We start from the raw sequence: 12,865 nt of genomic DNA, 5'->3' as shown, positions 1-12,865 counted from the left end.
CTCCTCACCGCAGCCCCAGCCCCTTGGCGATGATCCCCCGCAGCACTTCCGGAGTCCCCCCGCGCAACGAGAAACTGGGCGAGGCAACAAGCACATGCGCCAGCATCCGCCCCAATGCTCCCTCCGCAAGCAGATCGGCATCGACGGACGCCTGTATCAGTCGCGGCATGGCCTGTTCGAAGGCGTTACCCAGATCCTTGACGATGGAAGCTTCAATCACCGGGTCCTCGCCCGCAGCCAGCTTGGCAGCGGTCGACATCGACATTTGCCGCAAGGTCCAGATCTCGGCGGCCAGCCTGCCGATCAACTGGGCAACCGGTTCGGGCGGGTCCGCGCCGATAACATCGACAAGCTCCGCAAAGAGCATATGAGTCGAAAGGTACCGCTCCGGCCCGGAGCGCTCATAGGCCAGTTCCGCCATGGCCTGTTTCCAGCCCTCACCCTCGTCTCCGACAAGAGCTTCTAGCGGGATCAGGGCATCGTCGAAGAACACTTCGTTGAAATGATGCTCGCCGGTCATGTCGATGATCGGCCGCACGCTGATACCGGGCAAATCGAGGTCGATCATCAGCTGCGACAGACCGGCGTGCCGCTCTGATCCGGGATCGGTCCGCATAAGTGCCAGCATCGCCTGACATTCATGGGCATTGCTGGTCCAGATCTTCTGACCATTGAGCACCCACCCCTCGGGTGTTCTGCGCGCCTGGCTGCGGACGCTCGCCAGGTCCGAACCCGCGTTGGGTTCAGACAAGCCGATGCAGGCATAGACCTCGCCGCGCGCCATTCCCGGCAGGTACTTCTCGCGCAAGTGCTCGCTGCCATAACGCAGCAACAAGGGCCCGGTCTGGCGATCGGCGATCCAGTGGCAGCCGCACGGGTGCGCCGTGGGCCAGAAGCTCCTCAAGCACCACATAGCGTTCAAGCACCGAACGACCCTGTCCGCCATATTTCTGCGGCCAGGTCAGACCGAGCAGGCCTGCAGCACCGAGCGCGCGCGAGAATTCCGCATCGCATTTCAGCCAGGGATTGCAGCGTTCTTCTGGTGTCCAGCGATGTTCGTGCTGGCGCACAAGCTCACGCACCTGTTCGCGAAGGCTGGTGACATCGCCCGGAGGATCAAACGCTCGGATCGGAAAAATCTGCATTATAGCGCAATCATCCCTATCGCCGACGAAGCCGACACCGAATCTCGCCGCCTCGCCCTAATGGCCTGACTCTCCCACGAACAGGCAGGCTTGACAAGAAAAACTTACCCGTTAGTTTTTATCTCACCGACGTGTGGCGCGCCACCTTTCTGTCGGCATCGATCCGGTTCCATCCCCAGGAGTGAGATTTCCCGATGGCTTTGCGTACGCGAATTACCGAGCGGCTTGGGATCCAACACCCGATTGTCCAGGGCGGGATGATGAACGTCGGCTATGCCGAGCTCGCTTCGGCAGTATCGAATGCGGGCGGCCTGGGCATCATCACCGCGCTGACCCAGCCCACCCCGCAGGCACTGCGCGAAGAGATCGAGCGCACCAAGGCGATGACCTCTAAGCCGTTCGGGGTGAACATGACGATCTTCCCGACCGTCAACTCGCCGGATTACAAGGCATACGCACAGGCAATCATCGATGGCGGCGTTACGATCGTCGAGACGGCCGGCACCCAGGCCGTTCGCGAGATCTGGGAGATGCTTCGCCCGCATGGGGTGACCATCCTCCATAAGTGCACCGCGGTTCGCCATGCGCTTTCCGCGGAAAAGGCCGGGTGCGACATCATCTCGATCGATGGTTTCGAATGCGCCGGCCACCCTGGTGAAGACGACATTCCTGGCCTAGTCCTGATCCCGGCCGCCGCTGACAAGGTGAAGATCCCGATGCTCGCTTCCGGCGGCTTCGGGGATGGACGAGGCCTTGCTGCCGCTCTGGCGCTGGGCGCAGACGGAATCAACATGGGAACACGGTTCTGCGCTACAAAAGAAGCGCCAATCCACGACAATGTGAAGCAGGCCTATGTCGACAACGACGAACGGGGCAGCTTCCTGATCTTCCGCGCCTTCAAGAACACCGCGCGGGTCGGGAAAAGCGCGGTATCCGAGGAGGTAGTCCGCCGCCTTTCAAACCCCGATGCCGTGTTCGAAGATGTGCGTGAACTGGTTTCAGGAGTTGCCGGTAAGGAACTGCTCCGGACCGGCGATCTTTCCAAAGGGGTGTTCTGGGCAGGCATGGTCCAGGGCCTCATCCACGACATTCCCACCTGCCAGGAACTGATCAGTCGAATCGTTGCAGATGCCGAAGGCATCATCCGCAGCCGGCTTGCCGGCATGATGGCCTGACCAACAAAGGAGTTCACCGATGCACGAAGCCTACATCATCGACACCTGCCGCACGCCGCGCGGGATTGGTAAACCGGGCAAAGGAGCGCTTTCCCACCTGCATCCCCAGAATGTCGGCGCTACTGTCCTGAAGGCGCTCAAGGATCGCAACAATCTCGACACCACGACTGTCGATGACATCATCTGGTCGACTAGCACGCAGGAAGGCAAGCAGGGTGCCGACCTTGGCCGGATGGCGGCGCTGGTCGCGGGATACGACGTGAAGGCATCGGGAACCACACTTGACCGGTTCTGCGGCGGCGGAATCACGGCGGTCAATCTCGCTGCCGGCTCGGTGCTTTCGGGCATGGAAGACTGCGTCGTTGCCGGCGGCACTGAACTGATGAGCTACCAGCAGATCCTGGCCGCCCAGCGCGCCGAATTCGGCATAGAGCCACGATTGATTGGCTCGCACAACGAAGTGCTCGATGCCATGCATCCCCAGTCTAACCAGGGCGTCTGCGCGGACGCGATTGCCGCAATCGAGGGGATTGGCCGGGAAGCGCTCGACGCGCTGGCGCTGGAGAGTCAGCGCCGCGCTGATCGCGCCATCCGCGAAGGGCGGTTCGACCGTTCGGTGGTTCCGGTTTACAACCCGGACGGTTCACTCGCTCTCGATCACGAGGAGTTTCCGCGCCCGGAAACCACTGCCGAAGGCTTGGCATCGCTCAAGCCATCGTTCCAGGTCGTTGCCGATGTCGATCTTGGTAACGGGCGGACTTGGCGCAAGCAGATCCAGCGGGTTTACACCGACCTCCAGTTCGAGGCCGTGCACCATCCGGGCAACAGCTCGGGCGTGGTCGACGGTGCCGGTGCCGTCCTGCTGACCAGCAAGGACTATGCCGAGAAGCATGACCTCAAGCCGCGTGCGCGCGTCGTGGCTTACGCCAACCTGGGCGATTGCCCCACGCTCATGCTCAATGCTCCAGTTCCTGCAGCACGCAAAGTTCTGCAAAAGGCTGGCCTGACTGTTGACGACATCGACCTTTGGGAGATCAACGAAGCCTTCGCGGTGGTGGCCGAGAAGTTCATCCGTGACCTCAAGCTCGACCGCGAGAAGGTGAACGTCAACGGCGGCTCGATCGCGCTGGGGCACCCGATCGGGGCGACAGGCGCGATGCTGATCGGCACGGTACTCGACGAACTGGAACGCACCGATGGCCGCTATGGCCTGGTCACGATGTGCGCCGGCGGCGGCATGGCCCCGGCGATCATCATCGAGCGGATGGCTCAGGGCTAACGCCGATCGCGTCTAGAGCCGGTCCTGTACAGGGCAGGCTCTAAAGCCTTGGCAAGTCTTTCAGCGCACGACTTGTGTCGGCAAGGTCTTCGGGCGCGATTATCGCACCTTTCTCGATCAGTTGGCGCGCCTGAACATAGTCCCTGGTCGCGTTGATCGCATCGATCGCGATCAGACGCCCGGCCTTGAGGTAGATCACCGAAAAGCTGCGCGCTGCCCGATCGCCGCGCAGGATAGCAACGTCATGTCCTGACGAAATCCCCACGGTCTGCAGCTTCAGGTCATACTGGTTCGACCAGAACCATGGCGTTGCTGAATAGGCTTGTGGTTCACCCAAGATAGCCTTGACAGCACAAATAGCCTGGTCGTTGGCATTCTGGACGCTTTCGACCCGCAGCACAGCGCCGTCGGCGAAGTGGTTGGCCTGTGCAGCGCAATCGCCAATGGCGTAGATTAGATCGTCGCTGGTGCGGCAGAAGGCATCGACCTCCACACCATTCCCACCCTTGATTCCCGCGGCCAGCAAAGGCTCCACCGAAGGGATAATTCCGATCCCGACAATTACCATCTGGCATTCGATCAGGCTGCCATCTTCGAGGCGCACGCCGCTCACCCGTTCCGTGCCTTCGATCGAACGCAAGGCGGCGGACGTCCTGAGATCGACGCCATGCGCACGGTGATCGGCTTCGTAGAACGACGACACATATTCACCAGCCACCCGGGCGAGCACACGCGGCAAAGCCTCGAGGAGCGTTACCTCCTTGCCAAGCTTCCTTAGTACGGCCGCAGCCTCAAGTCCGATGTAACCGCCACCCACGATCACCGCGCGGGTCACGCCTGACAATTGGCCCAAGATAGCATCGGCATCGCCCCGCGTCCGGACAACATGAACCCCTTCCATATCCGCGCCAAGGCAGGTCAGTCGGCGTGGTTGACCGCCCGTTGCCCAAATCAACCTGCCGTATCCCAGAAAGCTGCCATCGCGCATGGTCACATGCCGCGCCGCAGGATCGACCGCAGTCACTTCAAGTCCGAGCAGCAATGCGATGGCTTTGTCGTGCCAGAATGCAGCAGGGCGGATCAGCAGGCGTTCCCACTCCTTGTCGCCAAGCATATACTCCTTGGAAAGCGGTGGCCGTTCATAGGGTAGCTCGTTCTCGCGCCCGACGATGGCGACAGTACCTGCGAACCCCTGCTGACGCAGCTGGATCGCCGCATAGGCACCGCCTTGGCCGCCCCCCACAATCAAGACATCGAAGTGCTGCATGTGCATTCTTAGATACAAGGTCAGCCTTTCCAGGCCACACACTCAACCTCAACCTTCGCCCCCCCTATCAGCGAACTCACACCCAGAGTCGAACGGGCGGGGTAGCGGCCCGGCTTGAAATAGCTGGCGTAGACAGCGGTAAAGGCTGGCAGGTCCTTCAAGTCAGTCAGGAAAACGGTGCATTTGACCACGTCCTCGTATGTAAGGCCCAGCCGTTTGAGGTCTTCGCCGATGAGGTCCATGGTGCGCCGCGTCTCAGCCTCGATCCCGCCGGGGACCAAGCTTCGACCGTCCGGCGCGACGCCGAGCATGCCAGATAGATAGACCGTCTTGCCCGTCTGCACCGCAATGGAGAGGGGGAGCGAATCCGCGCGCGGATGGAACACGGGGGCCGAATGCGAAGCGGCGGGCCGCGCGGCGAGCGGGGATGCGACAAGTGCTGCTGCAAGCACCAGCGCGACAGCAGTGGGCAGATGGTTCATCAGTAGTCCTTTCGGTGAAACTTGGGCAGTCCGGTCGATGTAGCTATAAACTTTGCCTTGTGTGCCACCAGCGGAAGCCGAGCCATGCAATCAGCGGGAGGGCGATGCTGCCGGTTATGGCGAGCAGTCCGGACTGGTCGGCCAAGGCAGCAGAACCTATGGCGGCAAAGACCAGCGCGACCGACAAATTGCCAAGCCCGGTAATGATCAGAAACTGTCCCAACCGCATCCCCGCCATCCCGGATGCAATCGTGGCGAGTTCGGCAAAGACCGGCACCGGCCTGGAGAAGATCAAGACCAGTGGCCCCATACCACTGGCAAAACGGTGCGCCCGGATCAGCTCCTGTTCGCCAAGCAGTTTGAGTGCCAACGGCCGCGCTGCCAGGACGCCGACGATATAACCCAGCAGGCTCGCCGCCATCAGGCCGATCCAGATCACTACCGAACCAGTCGCGAACCCGAAAATAGCACCTGCCAGAGTGTTGGTCACTCCGTTGGGAACCGGAAGGAACACATCGAGCGCAAGGGCGAGTATGATCGCTCCAGCCACAAGCTGCGGGCTGGTTCGTGCGGACGCGATGGCCAGATTTGTGACCTGTTCGATCTCGGCCGCGAAATAGACGGGCCCGGCGAGGACAATGACTCCCAGGAAGAAGAGTGCCGCCCACCGCAGTCGGCGCGCCCACGCCGACTTTCGACCCGACTCTAGCTGATCTTGCTGCATGATCGGCGACTTCCTCTTGCCTCCCGATGGCCGGACCGGACTGCTTGATACCTTTATCAGCGTTTCACGCCAGGGAGGCTTATGACAATACCATCCAGCTCGGGCCCGACTTTCAGCTGGCAAAGCAGCCGCGAATTGGCTGCTCTTTGATCCTCTACCAGTTCGAGCATTGCATCTTCGGTTTCGTTCATTGCCGGTAAGCGGTCGAAGAACGCTGCATCGACATGACCGTGGCAGGTTGCACAGGCGCAGACCCCGCCGCAATCGGCATCAACCCCCTCCACACCATGGCGCACTGCGACCTCCATGGCGCTTTCGCCGGGCTTGGCTGCAACTTCGCGCCGGGTTCCGTCGGGCTCGAAAAAGACGATTGTCGTCATGACCAGTACCACCTCTCCATTGGCTCGCTCATGGAGCGAACTTGATTCCGGCAACGGTTCTCAGACCAGCTGTCGTTGGATCAGGCTTTCGATCTCCGCAGATGAAAAGCCATATTCGCCAAGTACTTCGCGACTGTGCTTGCCCAGTTCCGGTGCCTCGATATTTTCCCTGGTCGGCGCACCCGAGAAGCGGATCGGGGTCGGCATCTGGATCACCGTTTCGGATCCGAACGACCCTTCCTGAAAGAAGCTTTCCCGCAGGCTCATGGCACCGCCCATGATGTCATCGGGCGAAAGGACCGGACCCGCAGGCAGTCCGATCTGCACCAGGTCCTTGATGCAGTCTTCGGTGGTCTTGTCCCTGGCCCATTCGGTCATGATCTGACTGAGGGCATCGCCATTCACACCGCGCAAGGCATCGTCCGCGAAGCGCGGATCCTGCGTCAGTTCGGGCTGCCCGATGAACTTGGCCCAGCGCGCAAACAGCTTGTTGCCGAGCACCGACACGACGAACCAGCCGTCTTTGGTCTTGATGATGTCCGACGGCCCGCCGATGGGTGAGCGGTTTCCGGTCGGCCTGCGCGGTGCCTTGCCATAGGCGTGTTCCATCAGGATCGGAGCCATGACATTGAGCGCCGTCCCGACCAGCGAGGATTCAACGTGCATGCCCTTTCCTGTGCGTTCGCGATTGAACAGCGCAGCCATAGCCGCATAGGCCGAAGACACGGCCGTGCCGAAATCGACATAGGCGGTTGCCGACTTGTAGGGTTGGCCGGCCTCGCCCGTGAGATAAACCCCGCCGCTCACCACCTGGCCGATGCTGTCGAGCCCGAGGGCATCCCGCATCGGCGTATTCGACGGGAAAGTGCTCGAGGTGACAAGGATGATGTCTTCGCGCAGCGCCTTAACCGATTCATAGTCGAGACCGAAATGCGCCAGCGCGCTCGGCGAGAGGTTGGCAACGACCACATCGGCCTTGGCGATCATGCGATGAAGCACGGCCAGACCTTCGGGCTTGCTGGTATCCAGGGTCAGCGAGCGCTTGCCGCGGTTGCCGTAGAGGAACAGCGAACCCTCGCCGCTATCGGTAGCCGGCGCCACATAACGGTCATCACCCCCGCCCGGCTTCTCGACCCGCACAACGTCGGCACCCAGATCTGCCAGCATCCCGGCACACAGCGGCCCGGCGATGTATTTCCCGAAATCGACCACTTTGATGCCTTGCAGAATTCCGGACACGTTGCTTACTCCTGACAAACCCTGCTGCTCCCTCTCCAGGCGAGAATGTGAGCGCGATCGAAGAAATAAAACTTACGGGTTAGTTTTCTTCAAGTCAACGGCGTCGATGCGTCACCCGTTGGAGCGTTGATCAACAGGCTAGCTGTCCTTTTGCTGCTCGCGCGAGATCAGGGCACTCGCCTGGGTCGACAGGCCCATGTTCAGCGCCTCCGCATCGAACTGAGCCTCGAATGACCAGTCTTCGGCATTGTTGAGGTTCTGCTTCATGTAGCGATAGGCCATTCTTGGTCCGTCAGCCAACCGGTGCGCTGCCTTCAGCGTCTCGAAACGCAGGACTTCGTCATCATGGAGGCGGGTGTAGATCCCCTTGGCAAAGGCATCTTCGGCCGAGAGCTTCTCGCCCAGCAGGAACAGCTCGCGCGCGACGGCCGTCCCCACAATCTTCGAGAGAAACCAGCTGCTTCCGAAGTCACCGCTCGCGCCGATCTTGTCAAAAGCGGTAACGATTGTGGCAGAACGCCCTGCAAAGCGCAGATCGCAGGCACCGGCGATCCCGACCCCTGCTCCGGCTACGGGCCCGTTGACCATTGCGATGGTCGGCTTGGGCATTTCATGCAGCAGCCTCGACGTTTCCATGTTCCCGCGCAGCCCGGCAAAGCGCTGCTCCACGCGGCTGCCGACTTGCGGATTCGGCGCAACGACCGCGCTTCCCCCATCCTTGATGTCACCCCCGGCACAGAAGCCCCGCCCTGCACCCGTGACAACCACACAACCAACCGAGGCATCCCGGGCGGCATCGGCGATTGCATCAACCAGTGAGGCCATCAACTCGGAAGTCAGCGCATTGAGCCGATCAGGCCGGTTCAGAGTGATGATCCTGACACCGCTTTCGTTCTCGATAAGGACCAGATCACTCATCAAGTGCCTCCCAGTTCCCAGTGCCGCGCCATCATGCGCGCGGCGGTTTCCGCCAGGTCGTCGGGAACAGGCGGGTACATTGGTAGCGGCTTGTCCTTGCTCGGCAAGGCAATCGTCGCCGTGGCGCGCACCGTTTCCTCGTCGCGCTGGTTCACGAACTTCACCGCCACGTCCACCAGGTTCTGGCCGTTCTCAACGCGCTTGCCCAGAACCTCGCCGGTCACCCGTTGCACATCACCCATGTAGGCGAACTTGCGCACCTCGTCGTGGAGCTGGATGATGATCCCATCATCGCCGGCCCAGTCGCTGAGATAATGCCACAGATAGTTTTCGCGCATCACCCCATAATCATAGGCCATCGGATTGCCGATCGCCTGAGCCCAAAGCGGGTCCCAGTGCAGGCGCTGCGCAACATCAGGAATGCCCTGTTCGTTCTTGACGTAGAAGGCCGGGATCCGCTGCCGATTCTTGTGCGCGCGCCGGTTGGTGGTCGGGGCATAGGGAGTGAAGCCATAGCCGGCGGCATGGAAACAGATGATGTCGGTCACAGCGAGCGGCCCCTTGGCCTGAAGGCCCAGGCTGTCACCAACTTCGACACTCTCGAACCACCGCTTCTCGGCGCCTTGGACCTTTTCGGCGGCGTAGATGTCCTCGATCGCCTGCATTTCCTCATCGGTGTAGGTCGCAGGTTCGATAGCTGCGTTCTTGCCTTTTTTGGCCGCAGCTTTGCGCTCGGTCAGGATCCGCAGCAGATCGTAGGTCGCAACCACTTCGCCCCGTTGGTTGACCTTGACCCGCCGCGTGACATTGACGATCGACCTGCCGGCAAATTCCGACTGTTTGACCTCACACGAAACCTCGCCTTCGTAGGCATAGATCGAGTCCCCGGGCCGGACTGGCCGATAGAAAGTGAAGTCCGCCCCGGAGACGAAGACATGAATGCCTTTGAACAGGCTTTTGCGTAGCGCCCGAATCTCGTCCGAGGGCGGATCGCCGAGCATCGGCTTGCTGATCTGGCCCACCATCATACCCGGCGCGATGACGCCACCCCAGCGCGTCTTCCTGGCGTAGGCAGGGTCGGTAAACAGCGGATTGTCGTCGCCGCTGCCATAGGCCCAGTTGCGGATCGAGTCTTCCGAAGCCGTCTGGACATAGTCCGCCCGCCTCATAGCCTCCCAGTATCCGATGAGCTTGCGCTGCCGTTCGATGTCGCTGTCCAGAATCTCAAAGGACGTGGCCTTCTGCCATTCCTCACTCTGTTTGATATCGGCCTTCTTAGACGTCATGACATCGCTCCCCGAGGATCGAATAAAACTAACCCGTAAGTTTTTCTTGTCAAGCTGAACACCCTATGAGAAGAGGGCGTCACTTTTCCAAAGGTAGGATCACGGGAGCCTTGGCATGACCACTGTGCGGCGGATTAGCGATGCCCTGAAGATTCGCGCCGAGCACCAGCGCGACCAGATCGCCCATGACGATACCCGCCGCCAGATCACTTTCGCCGAGTGGGACCGTGAGGCAGACGAGATCGGCGGAGGCCTCGCTGCAGCCGGCCTGCAACCCGGAGACCGCGTCTTCTTGCCGATCAGCAATGCCTTTGCTGTCGAAATGGCCATCGCCGTCTTCGCGATTTTTCGGGCAGGTGGCATTGTCTGCCCGATCAATCCGCGGCTGAGCCCGGCGGAAGTCTCCGACTACAAGGACTTGTGCGAACCGCGCTGGTGCATCACCGATGGGCCGGAACTCGTCAAGGATCTGAAGTTCGATGGATGCTGGACGGTCGACCAGATGCCGCGCGACATCTCGGCATTGCCCGATCAGGACAGCCTTGATGCCGATACGGATGCAGAGATCCTTGGAACGAGCGGCACCACCGGCAAGATCAAGGGCGTTGTCGTCAGCCATCCGGACCTGATCTCGCGGGGGGTGACCGGGACCAACATGGACAGCACCCGGTCAACACTGAATGCGCTGCCCCTGACGGGCTCCGCAGGAAATCTCGGGATTGTCATGCTGCCGGTTCGCGGGGGCGCAACCGCGATCACCCAGCGCAAGTTCGACCCCAAGGGCTTCCTCGAACTGGTCAGGGAGAAGCAGCCGGACCTGGTCTATCTTGTTCCTTCAATGCTGCGGCTCATCCTCGATCACCCTGACGCTGGCGACTATGACTTTGCCGGCGTGAAATACCTCATGACTGGGACTGCGCCCCTGCCACACGACTCGGTGGTTAGAGCCATGGCCAATTGGCCGCACCTGAGGATCCGCAACAATTACAGGAATGTCTGAAGGCGGCGTCGTGGTTGGCACCACCAGTGCCGCCCAGGCTCTCAAGCCAGGTTGTGTAGGCAAGATGCCCGAACACATGCAACTGCGCGGCGAAGATGGACAGGTCATCATCGAAACTGGCGTCATCGGCGAGATCTATGGAATTCAGAAGCACCCGCGCCGGTACTGGAACGATCCGGCGGCTACAGCAGCCAGCTTCGTCGGAGGCTGGACCAAGACCGGAGACCTGGGTTTTGTCGACGGCGACGGCGACCTTATCATTTCTGGTCGTTCCAAGGAGTTGATCATTCGGGGCGGCTACAACATCACACCGCTCGAGATCGAAACCGTGCTTTACCAGCACCCGGCGGTGCAACAGGCGGCCGTGGTAGGGGTCGACCACCCGGTGCTTGGCGAAGACATCTCGGCGGCGGTTTCCTTGCGGCCCGGCTGCACAGCCCTTCCCGTTGAAATTGCAGCATTCTGCCGCGAGCATCTTGCCGACAACAAGGTTCCGCGCACGCTGCTCATTCTCGATACCTTGCCGCTCAATCCGACCGGCAAGATCGTCAAGAAGGAGTTGAAGCCACTGCTGCAGCAAGCAGCCGATGCCAAGCGTGAGCAGTGATCAAGCTAGGCGATTTTTCCGCTCGGGCACTGGGTACTCCGACTCCCTCGGTGCAAACGCTCTGACGAAAAGCGGCTTGCTCAAACTCGATTGATCATCTAAAAAACTAACTGGTAAGTTCATTTTTAGGAGGCGACCCATGGAAGCGCAGTTGCTAAGCCTCGCTGATTTGCCCGAGCTCGACCTCCACGGCGAGGAATATAACACCACCCCCCACTTGGTGCTCGAACGGCTTCGTCACCAGTCTCCGGTTGCCAAGAGTCAGCGCGGCTTTGAAGTGTTACGATACGAGACTCTCAACTGGATGCTTGCCGACAATCACTTCGACATTCCCGGTGCCGATCTCAACGTGAGCATGGGTGGCGGGCCGCTGCAGGAATCCTTTGACCGCTACGGTCGCTTGCCAGCGCTCCCGCGCGAGCAGCACGCCCGGATTCGCCGGGTGATGGGCCAGGCATTCGCCCTGCGCCGAATCGGCGAAAGGCGGGATCTGATGGCTGAGGTGGCCAATGGCCTGATCGACGGATTTATTGAGCGTGGCGAGTGCGATTTTATCGCGGACTTCACCCACCATTACTCAATCACGGTGGCCTGCCTGCTGTTCGGGGTCGACATCAAGGATGTCCCGTCCTTCCAGCACGCCACCGCGACCATGATGCACATGTTTTCGAACCCCCTGGCACCGCACGTCCCGGCGATCGAGGCAGCGCTACAGACTCTTTGGAATTTCCTAGAGCCTCTGGTGGAGAGCCGGACGCAAGAGCCTAGGGAAGACTTCATTTCCGCACTGGTTGAAGCGCAGCAGACTCAAGGCAAGCTCAGCAAGGAGGAGGTCATCTGGGGTCTCACCAACCTGCTCTTCGCCGGTCACGACACAACGCGCAGCCAGCTTGCAAACTGCGTCCGGGCGATTCTCGAACACCCGGGCACATGGGAAGATATCCGGGACAATCACGAACGGATTCCCTTCGTGATGCACGAATCGATCCGCTATTATCCCACCGTTCAGGCCAACCGGCGCATCGTGCGCGAGCCAGTCGAGTTCGAAGGCTTCCGCGCCGAGCCTGGCCAGTTGATCTACCTCAACACGCTGTCCGCTAGCCGTGATCCAGAACGCTTTGACAATCCGAACACCTACGACACCACCCGGCCGATCGAGAGCTACAATACTGCCTTCGGGCACGGCATCCATCACTGTCTCGGCCATGTCTTGGCCAAGACCGAGATGATCGAGGCCTTGCGGGTACTGACCGAGCGGGTCGAAAATGTCCGGTTCAACGGCCCCCTCGTGACCCTGCCATATTCCGGTCAGTTAGGTTCGCTCAAGACGTTGCCGCTCAAGTTCGACGCGCGCACAATTTAA

At 60.7% G+C, this 12,865-nt stretch carries 13 protein-coding genes and 1 pseudogene; 5 read left to right on the top strand and 9 right to left on the bottom strand.

Annotation, left to right across the window (positions count from 1 at the left end; all coding sequences use genetic code 11):
- Nucleotides 1–4: 4 nt before the first annotated feature.
- Together G6N82_RS10900 and G6N82_RS15035 are read right to left on the bottom strand one after the other, a co-directional pair.
- Nucleotides 5–904 carry an acyl-CoA dehydrogenase family protein gene (locus G6N82_RS10900; protein WP_241255079.1) on the bottom strand — a complete coding sequence of 300 codons (900 nt, stop codon included), beginning with the start codon at nt 902–904 and terminating at the stop codon, nt 5–7.
- A gap of 22 nt (nt 905–926) precedes the next feature.
- A pseudogene (locus G6N82_RS15035) lies at nt 927–1,145 on the bottom strand (acyl-CoA dehydrogenase family protein); the annotation flags it as partial.
- Between the two features lie 194 nt (nt 1,146–1,339).
- Between G6N82_RS15035 and G6N82_RS10895 the strand changes: the two are divergent.
- A complete protein-coding gene (locus tag G6N82_RS10895; RefSeq protein ID WP_165196401.1) occupies nt 1,340–2,320 on the top strand; it encodes a nitronate monooxygenase family protein in 981 nt (326 codons plus the stop codon).
- A 19-nt stretch (nt 2,321–2,339) separates the two neighbouring features.
- Nucleotides 2,340–3,599, top strand: a complete 1,260-nt coding sequence (locus G6N82_RS10890; protein WP_165196399.1) for an acetyl-CoA C-acetyltransferase — start codon at nt 2,340–2,342, stop codon at nt 3,597–3,599.
- A gap of 40 nt (nt 3,600–3,639) precedes the next feature.
- Here G6N82_RS10890 and G6N82_RS10885 read toward each other — a convergent pair whose 3' ends face one another.
- The 7 genes from G6N82_RS10885 to G6N82_RS10855 all read right to left on the bottom strand — a co-directional run bounded on the left by G6N82_RS10885 (nt 3,640) and on the right by G6N82_RS10855 (nt 9,895).
- The gene (locus tag G6N82_RS10885) at nt 3,640–4,866 is read right to left on the bottom strand and encodes an FAD-dependent oxidoreductase (RefSeq protein ID WP_165196397.1); all 1,227 of its coding nucleotides are present in this window, start codon (nt 4,864–4,866) and stop codon (nt 3,640–3,642) included.
- Between the two features lie 20 nt (nt 4,867–4,886).
- Nucleotides 4,887–5,348: a RidA family protein gene (locus tag G6N82_RS10880; RefSeq protein ID WP_165196395.1), complete on the bottom strand. Its 462-nt coding sequence runs from the start codon at nt 5,346–5,348 to the stop codon at nt 4,887–4,889.
- Nucleotides 5,349–5,391: 43 nt separating this feature from the next.
- Entirely contained in the window at nt 5,392–6,072 is a 681-nt protein-coding gene (locus G6N82_RS10875; protein ID WP_165196393.1) for a VTT domain-containing protein, read from the bottom strand.
- A 56-nt stretch (nt 6,073–6,128) separates the two neighbouring features.
- Nucleotides 6,129–6,452: a 2Fe-2S iron-sulfur cluster-binding protein gene (locus G6N82_RS10870; RefSeq protein WP_165196391.1), complete on the bottom strand. Its 324-nt coding sequence runs from the start codon at nt 6,450–6,452 to the stop codon at nt 6,129–6,131.
- 60 nt (nt 6,453–6,512) lie between these two features.
- Nucleotides 6,513–7,691, bottom strand: coding sequence for a CoA transferase (locus tag G6N82_RS10865; protein ID WP_165196389.1), 1,179 nt, complete (start codon nt 7,689–7,691; stop codon nt 6,513–6,515).
- Between the two features lie 138 nt (nt 7,692–7,829).
- The gene (locus G6N82_RS10860; protein WP_165196387.1) at nt 7,830–8,609 is read right to left on the bottom strand and encodes an enoyl-CoA hydratase-related protein; all 780 of its coding nucleotides are present in this window, start codon (nt 8,607–8,609) and stop codon (nt 7,830–7,832) included.
- On the bottom strand, nt 8,609–9,895 hold the full coding sequence (locus G6N82_RS10855) for a MaoC family dehydratase N-terminal domain-containing protein (RefSeq protein WP_165196385.1): 1,287 nt from the start codon (nt 9,893–9,895) through the stop codon (nt 8,609–8,611). Before G6N82_RS10855 ends, G6N82_RS10860 begins: the two co-directional genes overlap by 1 nt.
- Before the next feature lie 115 nt (nt 9,896–10,010).
- Between G6N82_RS10855 and G6N82_RS10850 the strand changes: the two genes are divergently transcribed.
- The 3 genes from G6N82_RS10850 (at nt 10,011) to G6N82_RS10840 (ending at nt 12,865) form a co-directional block, all read left to right on the top strand.
- Nucleotides 10,011–10,895, top strand: coding sequence for a class I adenylate-forming enzyme family protein (locus G6N82_RS10850; protein ID WP_165196383.1), 885 nt, complete (start codon nt 10,011–10,013; stop codon nt 10,893–10,895).
- Nucleotides 10,888–11,502: an AMP-binding protein gene (locus tag G6N82_RS15205; RefSeq protein WP_165196381.1), complete on the top strand. Its 615-nt coding sequence runs from the start codon at nt 10,888–10,890 to the stop codon at nt 11,500–11,502. Before G6N82_RS10850 ends, G6N82_RS15205 begins: the two co-directional genes overlap by 8 nt.
- A gap of 139 nt (nt 11,503–11,641) precedes the next feature.
- Nucleotides 11,642–12,865, top strand: coding sequence for a cytochrome P450 (locus tag G6N82_RS10840; RefSeq protein ID WP_165196379.1), 1,224 nt, complete (start codon nt 11,642–11,644; stop codon nt 12,863–12,865).

This window comes from Altererythrobacter sp. BO-6 (genome assembly GCF_011047315.1).
Classification (GTDB): Bacteria; Pseudomonadota; Alphaproteobacteria; order Sphingomonadales; family Sphingomonadaceae; genus Erythrobacter.
The sequence above is the reverse complement of the archived record's forward strand: the minus strand, read 5'-3'. Positions and strand labels throughout refer to the sequence as shown.

What these genes read in the sequence shown, in the direction of transcription:
- G6N82_RS15205 (WP_165196381.1), top strand. Translation starts at nt 10,888, where the DNA reads ATGTCTGAAGGCGGCGTCGTGGTTGGCACCACCAGTGCCGCCCAGGCT.
- G6N82_RS10870 (WP_165196391.1), bottom strand. Translation starts at nt 6,452, where the DNA reads ATGACGACAATCGTCTTTTTCGAGCCCGACGGAACCCGGCGCGAAGTT.
- G6N82_RS10850 (WP_165196383.1), top strand. Translation starts at nt 10,011, where the DNA reads ATGACCACTGTGCGGCGGATTAGCGATGCCCTGAAGATTCGCGCCGAG.
- G6N82_RS10880 (WP_165196395.1), bottom strand. Translation starts at nt 5,348, where the DNA reads ATGAACCATCTGCCCACTGCTGTCGCGCTGGTGCTTGCAGCAGCACTT.
- G6N82_RS10875 (WP_165196393.1), bottom strand. Translation starts at nt 6,072, where the DNA reads ATGCAGCAAGATCAGCTAGAGTCGGGTCGAAAGTCGGCGTGGGCGCGC.
- G6N82_RS10860 (WP_165196387.1), bottom strand. Translation starts at nt 8,609, where the DNA reads ATGAGTGATCTGGTCCTTATCGAGAACGAAAGCGGTGTCAGGATCATC.
- G6N82_RS10855 (WP_165196385.1), bottom strand. Translation starts at nt 9,895, where the DNA reads ATGACGTCTAAGAAGGCCGATATCAAACAGAGTGAGGAATGGCAGAAG.
- G6N82_RS10890 (WP_165196399.1), top strand. Translation starts at nt 2,340, where the DNA reads ATGCACGAAGCCTACATCATCGACACCTGCCGCACGCCGCGCGGGATT.
- G6N82_RS10840 (WP_165196379.1), top strand. Translation starts at nt 11,642, where the DNA reads ATGGAAGCGCAGTTGCTAAGCCTCGCTGATTTGCCCGAGCTCGACCTC.
- G6N82_RS10895 (WP_165196401.1), top strand. Translation starts at nt 1,340, where the DNA reads ATGGCTTTGCGTACGCGAATTACCGAGCGGCTTGGGATCCAACACCCG.
- G6N82_RS10885 (WP_165196397.1), bottom strand. Translation starts at nt 4,866, where the DNA reads ATGCAGCACTTCGATGTCTTGATTGTGGGGGGCGGCCAAGGCGGTGCC.